This window comes from Pseudomonas antarctica (assembly GCF_900624995.1).
Lineage (GTDB): Bacteria > Pseudomonadota > Gammaproteobacteria > Pseudomonadales > Pseudomonadaceae > Aquipseudomonas > Aquipseudomonas antarctica.
The window spans coordinates 117,831-133,002 of record NZ_UYXQ01000001.1 but is presented as its reverse complement, the minus strand read 5'-3'; the positions used below and the strand labels follow the sequence as shown (position 1 = coordinate 133,002).

General features: G+C 60.2%; 14 protein-coding genes. 9 read left to right on the top strand and 5 right to left on the bottom strand.

The window, feature by feature from the left end:
* Nucleotides 1-88 precede the first annotated feature (88 nt).
* The gene (locus E0F99_RS00655; RefSeq protein WP_083356125.1) at nt 89-313 is read left to right on the top strand and encodes a DUF1127 domain-containing protein; all 225 of its coding nucleotides are present in this window, start codon (nt 89-91) and stop codon (nt 311-313) included.
* Here E0F99_RS00655 and E0F99_RS00650 read toward each other — a convergent pair whose 3' ends face one another.
* On the bottom strand, nt 314-1,606 hold the full coding sequence (locus tag E0F99_RS00650) for an NAD(P)/FAD-dependent oxidoreductase (protein WP_083356126.1): 1,293 nt from the start codon (nt 1,604-1,606) through the stop codon (nt 314-316).
* 115 nt (nt 1,607-1,721) lie between these two features.
* Between E0F99_RS00650 and E0F99_RS00645 the strand changes: the two genes are divergently transcribed.
* On the top strand, nt 1,722-2,075 hold the full coding sequence (locus tag E0F99_RS00645) for a YkgJ family cysteine cluster protein (RefSeq protein ID WP_003176897.1): 354 nt from the start codon (nt 1,722-1,724) through the stop codon (nt 2,073-2,075).
* Nucleotides 2,076-2,135: 60 nt separating this feature from the next.
* On the opposite strand, the gene E0F99_RS00640 is transcribed toward E0F99_RS00645, so the two are convergent.
* Nucleotides 2,136-2,624 carry an Lrp/AsnC ligand binding domain-containing protein gene (locus tag E0F99_RS00640; RefSeq protein WP_003176896.1) on the bottom strand — a complete coding sequence of 163 codons (489 nt, stop codon included), beginning with the start codon at nt 2,622-2,624 and terminating at the stop codon, nt 2,136-2,138.
* 156 nt (nt 2,625-2,780) lie between these two features.
* Here E0F99_RS00640 and dadA point away from each other — a divergent pair, with 156 nt between their 5' ends.
* The 6 genes from dadA to E0F99_RS00610 all read left to right on the top strand — a co-directional run bounded on the left by dadA (nt 2,781) and on the right by E0F99_RS00610 (nt 8,917).
* Nucleotides 2,781-4,082 (top strand): D-amino acid dehydrogenase, encoded by a 1,302-nt coding sequence (gene dadA / locus E0F99_RS00635; protein ID WP_083356127.1) that lies wholly within the window; start codon nt 2,781-2,783, stop codon nt 4,080-4,082.
* Nucleotides 4,054-4,407, top strand: coding sequence for a RidA family protein (locus E0F99_RS00630; protein ID WP_083356128.1), 354 nt, complete (start codon nt 4,054-4,056; stop codon nt 4,405-4,407). Before dadA ends, E0F99_RS00630 begins: the two co-directional genes overlap by 29 nt.
* 78 nt (nt 4,408-4,485) lie before the next feature.
* Nucleotides 4,486-5,559 carry an alanine racemase gene (gene alr / locus E0F99_RS00625; protein WP_083356129.1) on the top strand — a complete coding sequence of 358 codons (1,074 nt, stop codon included), beginning with the start codon at nt 4,486-4,488 and terminating at the stop codon, nt 5,557-5,559.
* A 116-nt stretch (nt 5,560-5,675) separates the two neighbouring features.
* Complete coding sequence (locus E0F99_RS00620; protein ID WP_017135864.1) at nt 5,676-6,224, top strand: cupin domain-containing protein; 549 nt, start codon at nt 5,676-5,678, stop codon at nt 6,222-6,224.
* A 181-nt stretch (nt 6,225-6,405) separates the two neighbouring features.
* Nucleotides 6,406-6,858, top strand: coding sequence for a c-type cytochrome (locus E0F99_RS00615; protein WP_165447597.1), 453 nt, complete (start codon nt 6,406-6,408; stop codon nt 6,856-6,858).
* A gap of 136 nt (nt 6,859-6,994) precedes the next feature.
* Nucleotides 6,995-8,917 carry an acetyl-CoA hydrolase/transferase C-terminal domain-containing protein gene (locus E0F99_RS00610; RefSeq protein ID WP_083356130.1) on the top strand — a complete coding sequence of 641 codons (1,923 nt, stop codon included), beginning with the start codon at nt 6,995-6,997 and terminating at the stop codon, nt 8,915-8,917.
* Between the two features lie 87 nt (nt 8,918-9,004).
* On the opposite strand, the gene E0F99_RS00605 is transcribed toward E0F99_RS00610, so the two are convergent.
* Together E0F99_RS00605 and rep are read right to left on the bottom strand one after the other, a co-directional pair.
* On the bottom strand, nt 9,005-9,577 hold the full coding sequence (locus tag E0F99_RS00605; protein ID WP_053258645.1) for a xanthine phosphoribosyltransferase: 573 nt from the start codon (nt 9,575-9,577) through the stop codon (nt 9,005-9,007).
* A 58-nt stretch (nt 9,578-9,635) separates the two neighbouring features.
* The gene (gene rep, locus E0F99_RS00600; RefSeq protein WP_017737724.1) at nt 9,636-11,645 is read right to left on the bottom strand and encodes a DNA helicase Rep; all 2,010 of its coding nucleotides are present in this window, start codon (nt 11,643-11,645) and stop codon (nt 9,636-9,638) included.
* Between the two features lie 256 nt (nt 11,646-11,901).
* Between rep and E0F99_RS00595 the strand changes: the two genes are divergently transcribed.
* On the top strand, nt 11,902-13,566 hold the full coding sequence (locus tag E0F99_RS00595; protein WP_130908678.1) for a putative bifunctional diguanylate cyclase/phosphodiesterase: 1,665 nt from the start codon (nt 11,902-11,904) through the stop codon (nt 13,564-13,566).
* A 129-nt stretch (nt 13,567-13,695) separates the two neighbouring features.
* On the opposite strand, the gene E0F99_RS00590 is transcribed toward E0F99_RS00595, so the two are convergent.
* Nucleotides 13,696-15,099 carry a NorM family multidrug efflux MATE transporter gene (locus tag E0F99_RS00590; RefSeq protein WP_083356132.1) on the bottom strand — a complete coding sequence of 468 codons (1,404 nt, stop codon included), beginning with the start codon at nt 15,097-15,099 and terminating at the stop codon, nt 13,696-13,698.
* Nucleotides 15,100-15,172 lie beyond the last annotated feature (73 nt).

Here is a 15,172-nt window from a genome sequence, read left to right as displayed (position 1 = left end):
TTTAATAAAGATGGGTTGAATCTGTAATGGTTTGGCGTGCGCGCTCACTCTAGTCACTCATGGCAACAAGCAAATGAGGGGCAGCAAAATGAGCGGCATAAGCGATGTGCGTTTGATGTTACACAGTCAGGAGTTGCAGGCAGGGCAAGAGCGGGCGGCAACGCCGCGCAATATCAGCGGCTGGCATCTGTTCTGGCACCGCCGTCACACGCGCCAAGCCTTGCTGCACTTGACGCGTGAGCAACTGCGCGACGTTGGGCTGACCGCCGAACAAGCGCGCCAGGAAGGCCTGAAACCGTTCTGGCGCGATTGATCAGACCAGCTCTTTGAACCGGTGCCAGAGCATCCCCAGCGCCAGCAGCGGCGAACGCAAATGTTTACCGCCAGGGAAGGTGATGTGCGGCACCTGGGCGAACAAATCGAAACGGCCCTGCTGCTGGCCGCTGATCGCCTCGGCCAGCAGCTTGCCGGCCAGGTGCGTGGCGTTGAGGCCGTGGCCGGCGTAGGCCTGGGCGTAATACACGTTGGGTTGATCGGCCAATCGGCCAATCTGTGGCAAGCGGTTGGCGCCGATGCCGATCATGCCGCCCCACTGGTAGTCGATCTTCACGTCGGCCAGTTGTGGAAACACCATGAGCATCTTCGGGCGCATATAGGCGCCGATGTCCTGAGGGTCGCGTCCGGAATAGTGGCAGGCGCCGCCAAACAACAGACGGCGGTCGGCGGATAACCGGAAGTAATCCACCGTCACCCGCTGATCACACACAGCCATGTTCTGCGGCAACAGGTTGGCGGCTTGTGCTTCGCTCAACGGCTCGGTGGCGATGATGTAGCTGCCGGCGGGCAGCACTTTGCCGCTCAGGTGTGGGTTCAGGCCATTGAGGTAAGCGTTACAGGCCAGCACCAGGGTCTTGGCGCGCACATTGCCAAGGGCGGTGTGCACGTTGACCTCGGGGCCGTAGTCGATGTGCGTCACTTCGGACTGCTCGAACAGCGTCACGCCCAACTGCTGCGCGGCGGCGGCTTCACCGAGGGCCAGGTTCAGCGGGTGCAGGTGGCCGGAGCCCATGTCGATCATGCCGCCTACGTAGCGGTCCAAGCCGACCACGCTGCTCATCTCGCAGGCTTGCAGCAGGCGCACTTCATGGCGATAGTCGAGGCTGCGCAACTCTTCGGCGTCCTCGGCCAGGTCTTGCAGATGCTGAGGCTTGTTGGCCAGGTCGCAGTAACCCCAGGTTAGGTCGCAGGGGATCTGATAGCGCTCGACGCGTTCGCGCACGATCTCCACGGCTTCCAGGCCCATCAGCTTCATCTGGCGTACGCCGTCGCTGCCGATCACATTGGCGAACTGCTCCAGGCCATGGCCGACGCCACGAATCAGCTGGCCGCCATTACGGCCACTGGCGCCCCAGCCGACCTTGCGCGCCTCCAGCAACACCACGCTGTAACCGCGTTCGGCTAGCTCCAGGGCCGTGTTAAGGCCGGAATAACCACCGCCAATCACGCACACATCGGCGCTGACTTCGCCCGCCAACGCCGGGCAGTCGGGTTGTGGGACGCTGCTGGCGGCGTAATAGGAAGCGGTGTGCCGGGCGCTGGCGGTCATGGGGAGCATCCCTGTTTGGAAAATTTGACGCAGGATACAGCGGTCGGACGAAGCTGTCTGCGCAGGGCGTTTTGCGTCAGAATCAACGCCTATTCGCCGTTCGGTACGTGTTTCGATGAGTTGCAACAGCCAGAAAATCAGCGCGCTGCGCCGACAGATTCCTTCGTTCGAGTGCGTCCCCGGCTGCCACGACTGCTGTGGGCCGGTGACCACATCGCCTGAAGAGATGTCGCGCCTGCCACGTAAGACCGCTGCTGAGCAGGACGCGGCCATGGACGAGCTGAACTGCGTGCACCTCGGGCCAAATGGCTGCACGGTGTATGACGAACGCCCGTTGATCTGTCGGTTGTTTGGTACCACCAAGACCTTGCCGTGCCCCAATGGTCGGGGGCCGGTGGAGCTGATTCATCCGCGAGTCGAAAAGCAGATCCATGAATACATGGCGAGCACTCGGCAGGTGCTTGTCTAGAGGATGTACTCGGGCAAAAGGTGGGAGCAGGCAAGCCCACCTTTGATCGGGTCGTACCAGTCAGTCCGGGATCGGCAGGTTCAGGCTCTCTTTCACCTCTTCCATCACGATATAACTCTTGGATTCCCGCACATGGGGCAACTTGAGCAAGATATCGCCCAGCAATTTGCGGTACGAGGCCATCTCGGAAATTCGTGCTTTCACCAGGTAGTCGAAGTCGCCTGACACCAGGTGGCACTCCAGCACGTGCGGCAGTTTCAACACCGCACGGCGGAACTCTTCAAAAGTATCGCCGGACTTGTAATCGAGGCTGATCTCGACAAATACCAGCAAACTCCCCTTCAAGTGCTGCGGGTTGAGCCGCGCGTTGTAGCCCATGATGATCCCTTCGCGCTCCAGGCGGCGCACACGCTCGGTGCACGGCGTGGTCGACAGCCCGACTTTTTCACCCAGCTCCGTGAACGAAATACGCCCGTCGGTTTGCAGGATGCGCAGGATATTACGGTCAATCTTGTCCAGCTCCCGCTTGGTCTGGGTGTTGGTACGCATAGGGGATACGCCTCTGTGAAAAGGGTTTTTGCCGAGAATTGTCGCCAAATATAGGCATTTATATAGTGAAATGCACTGCTCATTGTTTTTTACACTGCGCTCATCATTGCTCGAATAACACACGTCAGCGGCTAAGCCCGTGATGAGGATATAAAAATGCGCGTTCTGGTCTTGGGTAGCGGCGTCATTGGGGTGACCAGTGCCTACTATTTGGCGCGGGCCGGCTTTGAAGTCGTTGTGGTCGACCGTCAGCCCGCCGCTGCCATGGAAACCAGTTTCGCCAATGCCGGGCAGGTGTCGCCTGGTTATGCCTCGCCCTGGGCCGCGCCGGGCGTGCCGCTCAAGGCGATCAAGTGGTTGCTGCAACGCCATGCGCCGCTGGCGATCAAGGCCACGGCTGATATTGATCAATACCTGTGGATGGCGCAGATGTTGCGCAACTGCACGGCCAGCCGCTATGCGGTGAACAAAGAGCGCATGGTGCGTCTTTCCGAGTACAGCCGCGACTGCCTCGACGAGCTGCGCGCTGAAACTGGCATTGCCTATGAAGGTCGCAGCCTCGGTACGACTCAACTGTTCCGCACTCAGGCTCAGCTGGATGGCGCCGCCAAAGACATCGCCGTGTTGAAAGAGTCCGGCGTGCCGTTCGAGTTGCTCGACCGCGCCGGTATTGCCCGCGTTGAGCCTGCCCTGGCCAGCGTCACCGACATCCTTGCCGGCGCCCTGCGCCTGCCGAATGACCAGACCGGCGACTGCCAGATGTTCACCACGCGCCTGGTCGACATGTGCAAACAGTTGCGCGTGGAATTCCGCTTCGAACAAGACATCCAGCGCCTCGACTACGCGGGCGACCGTATCAACGGCGTGTGGGTCGACGGCAAGCTGGAAACTGCCGACCGCTACGTGCTGGCTCTGGGCAGCTACTCGCCGAAGTTGCTCAAGCCGCTGGGGATCAAGGCGCCGGTGTACCCGCTCAAGGGTTACTCGCTGACGGTGCCGATCACCAACCCGGCGATGGCGCCGACCTCGACCATTCTCGACGAGACCTACAAGGTCGCGATTACCCGTTTCGACAACCGCATCCGCGTCGGCGGCATGGCTGAAATAGCCGGTTTTGACCTGTCGCTGAACCCACGGCGACGTGAAACCCTGGAGATGATCGTCAACGACCTTTATCCTCAGGGCGGCGATTTGACCGAAGCCACGTTCTGGACCGGCCTGCGCCCGACTACACCCGACGGCACGCCGATTGTCGGTGCCACCCCGTTCAAGAACCTGTTCCTGAATACCGGCCACGGCACGCTCGGCTGGACCATGGCCTGTGGCTCTGGTCGTTTGCTGGCCGATCTGATGGCGAAGAAAACCCCGCAGATCAGCGCCGAAGGCCTCGATATTTCCCGTTACGGCAACCACCAGGAGTCCGCAAAACATGTCCATCCAGCGCCAGCTCACCAATGAGCGCATGAGCCAGATCGTTGTTCACAGCGGTACTGTGTATCTGGCAGGGCAAGTCGGCGACGACATGAGTGCCGGGATTGAACAGCAGACCCGTGAAACTCTGGTCAATATCGAGCGTTTGCTGGACTTGGCCGGCACTGACAAAACCAAGCTGCTGTCGGTGACGATCTACCTCAAAGACATCGACGCCGATTTCGCTGGCATGAACGCGGTGTGGGACAAGTGGCTGCCTAAAGGCATTGCCCCGGCCCGTGCCACCGTTGAAGCCAAGCTGTGCGAGCCGCAAATCCTGGTTGAGCTGTCCGTCGTGGCCGCACTGCCTTAAACCCAGATCCTCGCCCGGCGCCGACGTTGTTGGTCGGTGCCGGTTTTTCTTCACTCTGCCGCCTAGAAGCCTGCCGCCATGCGTCCTGCCCGTGCCCTGATCGACCTTCAAGCCCTGCGCCATAACTATCAACTGGCCCGTGAAGTCACGGGGGCCAAAGCCCTCGCCGTGGTCAAGGCCGATGCCTATGGCCACGGTGCCGTGCGCGTCGCCCAGGCGCTGGAAGCCGAGGCCGACGGGTTTGCCGTGGCGTGTATCGAGGAAGCGCTGGAGCTGCGTGCTGCCGGCATTCGTGCGCCGGTATTGCTGCTGGAAGGTTTTTTCGAGGCCGACGAGCTGCCGCTGATCATCGAGCACGATTTTTGGTGCGTGGTGCATTCGCTGTGGCAGTTGGACGCTATCGAGCAAGCCCGTTTGAGCAAGCCGCTGACGATCTGGCTCAAGCTGGATTCGGGCATGCACCGTGTTGGCTTGCACCCCAAGGATTACCACGAGGCTTACCAACGCCTGCTGGCCAGTGGGAACGTGGCGAAAATCGTCCTGATGAGCCACTTCGCCCGCGCCGACGAGCTCGACTGTGTACGCAGTGACGAACAAGTGGCGGTGTTTGAAGCGGCGCGCCAAGGTCTGTCGGCGCAAGTCAGTCTGCGCAACTCGCCGTCGGTGATGGGCTGGCCGAACATGTCCAGCGATTGGGTACGCCCGGGCATCATGCTCTACGGCGCAACGCCATTTGGTGAGGACCAAGCCATCGCCGCGCGTTTGCAGCCGGTGATGACGCTGGAATCCAAAGTCATCTGCGTACGCGAACTGCCAGCCGGCGAGCCGGTGGGTTACGGCGCCAGGTTCATCACCCCAAAACCGATGCGCATCGGCGTGGTTGCCCTGGGGTACGCCGACGGCTACCCGCGTCATGCGCCGACCGGCACACCGGTACTGGTGGCGGGGCAGCGCAGCCAATTGCTGGGCCGCGTGTCCATGGACATGCTGTGTGTCGACCTCACTGACCTGCCCCAGGCCGGGCTTGGCTCCACCGTGGAGTTGTGGGGCAAAAATATCCTCGCCAGTGACGTCGCGGCTGCCGCCGAGACCATTCCCTACCAGATCTTCTGCAACCTGCGCCGCGTGCCAAGGCTCTACTCCGGGGCTTGAACACGGCTGACGAGTGGAGCTGGCCGGGATTTAGGCCCAAGTGTTGTAAATACTGAACGCTGTCGCCATGATAACGCTCAATTACAACAAAGCCTGAATCCTAGGAGGCTCCTGCATTGGACGTCGGCGAACGACTGCAATCCATCCGTAAACTGAAGGGTCTTTCCCAGCGCGAGCTCGCCAAGCGCGCGGGTGTCACCAACAGCACCATTTCGATGATCGAAAAAAACAGTGTCAGCCCCTCGATCAGCTCCTTGCGCAAGGTGCTGGGCGGCATTCCCATGTCCATGGTCGAGTTCTTTTCCGAGGAGATCCTCCAGGAAAAACCGACCCAGATCGTCTATAAAGCCAATGAGCTGATCGACATCTCGGACGGCGCCGTCACCATGAAACTGGTTGGCCGCGCGCACCCGAGCCGGGCGATTGCGTTTCTTAACGAAATCTACCCGCCGGGCGCCGACACCGGCGAAGAAATGCTCACCCACGAAGGTGAGGAAACCGGGATTCTGGTGGAGGGCCGCCTGGAATTGGTGGTCGGTCTTGAAACTTTTGTGCTCGAAGCTGGCGATAGCTACTACTTTGAAAGCACTAAGCCGCATCGTTTTCGCAACCCGTTCGATGTGCCGGCGCGACTAATCAGCGCAGCCACACCCGCGAACTTTTGACACAAGAGGCGTCCTGCCAGCATTGCAGAGGCACCCAAGCAGTATTCCGCGAAGCTGAATCTCCCTTTATTTAATAGGGTTGTTTCAGCCGGACGGGCTAACCGTTATACTTTCGCCGCCTGCGAAACCGTGGCCGCAGGCGTGAATAGCCACCATTGAGGGTGAACGCGTGAACCTAATTATGAAAATGCTGGCTGCACCAGCAACCGTACTGGCCCTGTGGGCTGTCAGCGCTCAAGCTGCGACCAATGATGAAATTGCCAAGCGCCTGGAGCCTGTCGGCCAAGTCTGTGTCGAGGGCCAGGAATGCAAAGGCATGGAAGTGGCGGTGGCAGTGGGCGGCGGCGGCGGTGCGAAAACGCCGGACGACGTGATCGCCAAGCATTGCAACGCGTGCCATGGCACCGGCCTGCTGAATGCTCCGAAGATCGGTGATACCGCTGCCTGGAAGGAGCGGTTAGGTCATTTGGATACTGTATTGGCGGAGCTCAAAATTGAGGATCCGCAGAAAGGGACCAAGGGGTTGGCCCAGGTCGCCAAGCATGGCTTGAACGCTATGCCTCCGATGGGGACTTGTGCTGATTGCAGCCTTGAGGACCTTGAGGGTGCGATCAAGAAGATGTCAGGGCTGTAAATTGCCGATCTTCGCCAAAAAGCCGCTGACCAGCGGCTTTTTTGTGCTTGGGATTTGTACTTAGAGGCTGTTCATTGCAGCAAAGACCCGGCAAGCTCGGTCCAACCCCTAATCATGGAATGTTCAGGAGGGTCGGATGGTGCAGTTGTGTTCAATCGAGCAAGCAGTTGACGACGTACTGGCGCGTTTGCCCGCGCATATCCACATGGGCATGCCCCTTGGCTTGGGCAAGCCCAACCTGTTCGTCAACGCGCTGTACCGGCGCATCGCCACGTTGCCGGAGCGGGCGCTGACGATTTACACCGCGCTGGCCTTGGGCCGCCCAACCATGGGCGATGGTTTGCAAAGGCGCTTTCTCGAACCCTTTATCGAGCGGGTGTTCGGTGATTACCCTGAGCTGGATTTTCTCGCTGACCTGCACAAGGACAGCCTGCCGGCCAATATCCGCGTGCAGCAGTTCTTCATGCAACCCGGCAGCCTGCTTCACAGTGCGTCGGCGCAGCAGGATTACGTCAGCAGCAATTACAGCCACGCGGCACGAGATATCAACGCTGCCGGCCTGAATCTGGTGGCGCAGTTGGTGGCCAGCAGCACCGAGCATCCGGATCGCCTGAGTTTGAGCTGCAACCCCGATATCACGCTCGACCTGCTGCCCATGATCGAGAAGCGCCGCGAGGCAGGGGAAACCATTCTGATCGTTGGCCAGGTGCACAGCGACTTGCCCTACATGCCCGGCGACGCCGAATGGGGCATGGGAGAATTCGACTATTTGATCGACAAAAAGGACAGCACCACGCTGTTCTCCACACCGAACATGCCCGTGGGTTTTCAGGACCACTTTATCGGTCTGCATGCCAGTACCTTGGTGCGCGATGGCGGCACCTTGCAGATCGGCATCGGCTCCATGGGCGATGCGCTGACCGCCGCCTTGCTGGCGCGTCAAGCCGACAACGAAGCCTATCGATTGCTGTTGACCGACCTCGATGTGTACCAATGGGCGCCGCTGATCAGCCATGAGGGCGGCGTCGCGCCGTTCGCCCATGGCTTGTACGGTTGCAGCGAAATGTTCGTCAACGGCCTGCTGGTACTGGCCGATGCCGGGATTATCCGTCGCAAGGTCTACCCAGATGTGGCGACACAGCAGCAAGCCAACGCAGGCACTCTGGATGACGCAGCTCAACCTGACGGCATTTCGATTCATGGCGGCTTCTTCCTCGGGCCGCGCAGTTTTTACCAGCGCTTGCAGGAAATGACTCACGCCAAGCGCCTGGAATTCAACATGACCCGCATCAGCTACATCAACGAGCTCTACGGTCAGGAAGAACTCAAGCGCCTGCAGCGCCTGGACGCGCGGTTTATCAACAGCGCGATCATAGTGACGCTGCTCGGCGCAGGTGTCGCTGATCAGTTGGAAGACGGCCGCGTGCTCAGCGGCGTCGGCGGGCAATACAACTTCGTTGCTCAGGGCCATGCATTGGAAGGCGCGCGTTCGATCCTGATCCTGCGCAGCTGGCGCGAGTCGGCGGGTGAGGTCAGTTCCAATATCGTCTGGGAGTACGGCCACTGCACCATTCCTCGCCACCTGCGCGATATCGTGATCACCGAGTACGGGATTGCCGATTTGCGTGGGCAGACAGATGCCAAAGTGATTGAGGCGCTGCTGAATATTACCGACTCGCGCTTTCAGGGTGACTTGATCGAACAGGCGCAAAAGGCTGGCAAGTTGCCCAAGGATTTCCAGCTGGCCCCGCGCTTTGCCGACAATACGCCGCAGCGGCTCCAGGATATTCAGGCGCGACATCGCCGTTTGTTTCCGGAGTATCCGTTGGGCTCCGACTTCACGGAGGAGGAAAAGGATCTGTTGCGAGCATTGAACTGGCTCAAGAGCAAATTCAAGCTGACGGAGATTCTGGAGCTGGGCAAGGCGGCGCTGGACGCACCGGAGTCGCAGGTGTTTCCCAAGCATCTGGAGCGGATGCGGCTGGACAAGCCGGACGGGCTGAAAGAGGATCTTTACCAGCGTTTGCTGCTCGCCGGCCTGCAGGCCACCGCGCACTGACAGGCACCACAAATCAAATGTGGGAGCAGGCAAGCCAGCTCCCACATTTTGAATTGTGCCCACCCCAATTATTTGGGGTGTTATCGATTACTCGATAAAGGTCACAACCCCACCCGCCAGCGACTTAACCCGCGCCAACGACTCAACCCGATAACCCTGCGCATCCAGCTCCGCACGGCCGCCCTGGAATGACTTCTCGATCACAATCCCCAAGCCCGCCACGGTTGCGCCGGCTTGTTTGATGATCGAGATCAGCGCCTGGGACGCCTTGCCATTGGCCAGGAAGTCATCGATCACCAGCACGCGGTCGCTGCTGGTCAGGTGGCGCGGGGAAATTGCCACGGTGCTTTCGACCTTCTTGGTGAAGGAATACACGGTCGCCGACAACAGGTTTTCCGTCAGCGTCAGGGATTGCTGCTTGCGGGCAAAAATCACCGGTACGCCAAGGTTCAGGCCGGTCATGATCGCCGGTGCGATGCCCGAGGCTTCGATGGTGACGATCTTGGTGATGCCCGAATCCTTGAACCGCGCGGCGAATTCGTCGCCGATCAGTTTCATCAGCGCCGGGTCGATCTGGTGGTTCAAAAAGGCGTCGACCTTGAGTACCTGATCGGAAAGCACGATGCCTTCTTCGCGAATTTTCTTGTGCAGTGCTTCCACGGAAAGCTTCCTCTAATGGCGCGGTGTGCGCCGAAAGTAGATTAAAAAGTAGTCGATTCTAGCGCTTTAACATCGCGCGTATATCCGCCAAGGCGGTGTTGCCGCGAACGGCCTTCACCTCGGTCGGGGTGTCGTCATTGCCTTCCCAGGCCAGGTCGTCCGGCGGTAGCTCGTCGAGGAACCGGCTGGGGGCACAATCGATGATTTCGCCGTATTGCTTACGTTTCGCGGCAAAGGTGAAGGCCAGGGTTTGACGCGCGCGGGTAATGCCCACGTAGGCCAGGCGCCGTTCTTCTTCGATGGTGTCGGCTTCGATACTGGAACGGTGCGGGAGGATTTCCTCTTCCATGCCCATGATGAACACGTAGGGGAATTCCAAGCCCTTGGAGGCATGCAAGGTCATCATCTGCACGCCTTCGGCACCGTCTTCCTCTTCTTGCTGGCGCTCGAGCATGTCGCGCAGCACCAGCTTGCCGATGGCGTCTTCGACAGTCATCTCGCCGTCTTCGTCCTTCTCCAGCGTGTTTTTCAACGCTTCGATCAGGAACCAGACGTTGCCCATGCGGTAATCGGCGGCTTTGTCGCTGGAACTGTTGGTGCGCAGCCAGTTTTCATAGTCGATGTCCATGACCATGCTGCGCAGCGCGCTGATCGGATCTTCGCCGGCGCACTGCTCGCGCACCTTGTCCATGAAGCGTTTGAAGCGCGACAGGCGGTCGGTGAAGCGCGTGTCCAGGTGTTCGCCCAGGCCGATTTCGTCGGTGGCGGCGTACATCGAGATCTTGCGTTCGGTGGCGTAGTTACCGAGCTTTTCCAGGGTGGTGGAGCCGATCTCCCGACGCGGCACGTTGATCACGCGCAGGAAGGCGTTGTCGTCGTCCGGGTTCACGATCAGGCGGAAGTAGGCCATCAGGTCTTTTACTTCCTGGCGTCCGAAAAAGCTGTTGCCACCCGAAAGCCGATAGGGAATCTGGTGGTGCTGCAGCTTCAGCTCGATCAGCTTGGCCTGGTAGTTGCCGCGATACAGGATCGCAAAGTCGCTGTAGGGCCGATCGGTACGCAGGTGCAGCGTCAGCAATTCGACGGCTACGCGCTCGGCTTCAGCGTCTTCGTTGCGGCAACGGATCACGCGAATCTCGTCGCCATGGCCCATCTCGCTCCACAGTTGTTTTTCAAACTCGTGGGGGTTGTTGGAGATGAGCACGTTGGCGCAGCGCAGGATGCGGCTGGTGGAGCGGTAGTTCTGCTCCAGCATCACCACTTTCAGGGACGGGTAGTCGTCCTTGAGCAGCATCAGGTTTTCCGGGCGCGCGCCACGCCAGGCGTAGATCGACTGGTCGTCGTCGCCTACCACGGTGAACTGGTTGCGCTTGCCGATCAGCATTTTCACCAGCAGGTATTGGCTGGCGTTGGTGTCCTGGTATTCGTCCACCAGCAGGTAGCGGACTTTGTTCTGCCATTTTTCGAGGATGTCGGCGTGTTCCTCGAACAGTTTCACCGGCAGCAGGATCAGGTCGTCGAAGTCCACTGCGTTGAACGCCTTGAGCGTGCGCTGATAGTGGGTGTAGACAATGGCGGCGGTCTGTTCCTTGGGGTTGCGTGCGTTTTCCAGGGCCTGGGGCGGCAGGATCAGGTCGTTTTTCCAGGCGCCGATCATGTTCTTGATCTCATCCACGCCGTCGTCGCCTGCGTACTCCTTTTGCATGATGTCAGTCATCAGCGACTTCACATCGGTCTCATCGAAGATCGAGAAGCCCGGCTTATAGCCCAGCCGTGCATGCTCCTTGCGGATGATGTTCAGGCCCAGGTTGTGGAAGGTACACACGGTGAGGCCACGGCCTTCGCCGCCCTTGAGCAGCGTGCCGACACGCTCTTTCATTTCGCGCGCCGCCTTGTTAGTAAAGGTCATGGCGACGATGTACTGGGCGCGGATGCCGCAGTTCTGGATCAGGTGCGCGATCTTGCGGGTGATCACGCTGGTCTTGCCGGAGCCAGCACCGGCGAGCACCAATAGAGGGCCGCCGACGTAGTTCACGGCTTCTTGCTGCCGGGGATTGAGTCGGGACATACAGAATTTTAGGCGTCGTTGTTCAAAAGGGCGGGCATTTTAACAGGCTCGCAGGATTCTGCTCTTACAGAACGACAGTGTGACGTACCACTCGATCTATATTTGCCGGTTTTGATACTTTGCCGCAGGATGTAGGGGCTTTCTGAGGCTAATCCTTACAGCTAGCGTATTTGATAACCCTTATCATTGGTGATTATCAGGCCGCGCGTCATAATGCCGGCCGCCAACGAAATTTTGCAGAGTCTAGGGAGCTAGCTTGTCTACGCCTGTCGAACCCTTGCGTTTGCTGCTACTGGCCGATGAGCCAGCGTGGGCAGCGTTGTTGCGCGAGTGCCTGGCGCCGATGGGCGATGGGGCTGTGCTGATCAGTGCGCCCAACTGGGACTCGGTGAGTCGTCTGTTCGATGACGATCACAGTGCCGTGCTATTGACCACGCCCAGCCTGCAACCCGGCCCCGGCCGCTGCAATCTGCCGTGTGTATTGCTGTTGGAACAGGAACCGCTGGTTTCGCCGCTGGGTGTGAGCGATTGGTTGATCCGCGATGTATTGGATGCCGACACGTTGCGCCGCTGCTTGCGCCATGTCCGCGAGCGCGGCGTGCTGGAGACGACTTTACAGCGCCTGGCCGAACAGGACCCGCTCACGGGTATCGCCAATCGCCAGGGGTTCCAGACCTTGCTGGCGGCGCGATTGGCTGAAAACGAAGGCCGCGGCCTGGCCCTCGGCCACCTCGATCTCGACAATTTCCGGCATGCCAACGACGCATTAGGCCACCAGGCCGGTGACCGGCTGATCTTGCAAGTGGTCTCGCGCCTTAAGGGCCAGCTCGAAGCCGGCGATCAACTGGCGCGCCTTGGCAGCGACGAATTCGCCCTGCTGATTGACACCCGCCGCGCGCCCCAGCGTGCTGAGTGGATGGCTGAACGCATCACCGAAGCCATGGCCGAACCCTATTGGGTGGATGGCGAAAGCCTGCTGATTGGCTGCAGCCTAGGCGTGGCGCATGCCCGCGCGCGCGCCGGTGCCGACCCGTTGATGTGGCACGCACACATCGCTATGCAGCAAGCCAAAAGCACTCAAGGCTGCACTTTTCATATCTTCAACGAACGTATCAACCGCAACGCACGCAGCTTGGCCGACCTGGAAAGTGAACTGCGCCGTGCGTTGCGCCGTGACGAACTGGAACTGCACTACCAACCGCGCCTGGACCTGGACGACGGGCATATCGTCGGCCTGGAAGCCTTGGTGCGCTGGCGCCACGGCGAACGCGGCCTGCTGGCGCCCAGCGAATTCGTGCCGCTGGCCGAACAAAGCGGCCTGATCGTGCCGCTGGGCTACTGGGTGATCTCGCGGGCCCTGCGCGACATGCAAGACCTGCGCGAACGCGGCCTGCCGCCGCTGCACATGGCGGTCAACCTGTCGTTTCGACAGTTCCAGGACAGCCAATTGCTCTCGACCCTCAGCCGGCTGATTGCCGAGCGGGGTGTGGAGGCACAGTGGCTGGAATTCGAACTGACCGAAACCGCCGTGATGCGTCGCAGTGACTTGGTCAAACAGACCATGGACGCCCTCGGCCGCTTGGGTGTGCGGTTTTCCTTGGATGACTTCGGCACCGGGTTTTCGTCCTTTGTGCACCTCAACAGCCTGCCCATTGCCTTGCTGAAGATCGACAAGAGCTTTGTCGGCGGTATGGAGGAGCGCGAAGAAAACCGCAAGCTGGTGCACGCCATGATCAACCTGGCCCACAACCTCAACCTGGAAGTGGTGGCCGAAGGCGTGGAAACCCCTGAGCAGCTGGCGCTGTTGCGCTTGTTCGGCTGCGACCAAGCCCAGGGCTACCTGATCAGCAAGCCGTTGCCGTTGCCGGAGTTGGTGGAGTATTTGACCTTCGGTAAGAGCCAGCAGGCGCTGCTGGGTTGAATTGCGAGCCCAATCAAAAATGTGGGAGCGGGCTTGCTCGCGAATACGGAGTGTCAGTCACCGAACCTATCGACTGATCCGCCGCATTCGCGAGCAAGCCCGCTCCCACATTTTGCTCGAGTAAGGCTTTTACTCTGTCTGTGCGGCACGAAATACAGGCTGTATTTCCGGCTCCCGGCGAATCATCCGCTTCATCTTCGCCTCAAACGCCCACGTCAGGCTGACGGCCGCACACGCCAGGCCCAGCGCCAAACCCCACCACACACCGGTTGGCCCCCAGCCGAGGGTGAAGGCCATCAACCACGCCGCCGGCGCGCCGATCAGCCAATAGCAGCCCAAGCCCACCAGAAAGGTGGTCTTGGCATCCTTCAGCCCACGGATGCAGCCCATGGCGATGGTTTGCACACCGTCGAACAGCTCAAACCATGCGGCTACGGCCAGCAAGCTGACGGCCAGGACGATAACGTCGTGGAAGGCCGGGTCGTTGTGGTCGAGGAAGAGCCCGATAAGAGGGTCGGAAAACAGCCACAACACCGCCGCAAATCCCAACATCACCACCGCGCCAAAGCCGATGCCGACGCGTCCCGCCATGCGTGCCTGCAGCAACTGCCCGGCGCCGTAATGCTGGCCGATGCGCATGGTGATCGCGTACGACATTCCCGCCGGCACCATGAACGCCACCGAGACAATCTGCAGGGCAATCTGGTGGGCTGCCAACTGCGTACTGCCCATGGTGCCCATGCACAGCGCCGCGAAGGCGAACAAGCCGACTTCCACCGCATAGGTGCCGCCAATCGGCAGGCCCAGGCGCCACAACTCGCGCAAATACTGGGTGTTGAGGCGCAGTAGGCCCGAACTCAGCGGGTAGGCGGCGTAAGCCCGGTTACTGCGGATGTACCACATCAGTGCCAAGGCCATGCTGTTGGCGACGATTGCAGTGACCAGGCCGATGCCCATCAAGCCCAATTTGGGCAGGCCAAACATGCCTTCAATCAATGCGTGGTTGAGGACGTAGTTGAGCACCGTACCGCACAGGCTGATCACCATCACCGGGGTGGCCTTGCCGATGGCGCTGGTGAAACCACGCAAGGCCATGAAGCTCAGGTAGCCGGGCAGGGCGAACGGCAGAATGGTCAGGAATTGCCCTGCCGCGTGCACGTTGGTTTCGGTTTGCCCAAACATCAGCAGCACGGGCTTGAGGTTCCATAGCAGCAAGCCGGCCACCAAGGCCATCAGCCAGGCGAGCCAAAGCCCGGCCTGGGTCAGGCGGGTGGCGCCTTCGATGTCGCCCGCGCCGTGGCGGATGGCCACAAGGGTGCCCACAGCGGCAATCACGCCGATGCAGAAAATCGCCACGAACGAATAGCTTGCTGCGCCCAGGCCGCCACCGGCCAAGGCTTCGGGGCTCAGGCGGGCCATCATCAGGGTGTCGGTCAGCACCATCAACATGTGCGCCAACTGTGAGGCAATCAACGGCCCTGACAGCCGCAGAATGGCCCAGAGTTCAGTACGCACTGGATGCTGCATGATCATCACGCTCAACAAGTCAGAGGGGTGGGGAAGGGTCGATTCTCGGCGCTCTCCACGCATTACACAAAAGGATAAA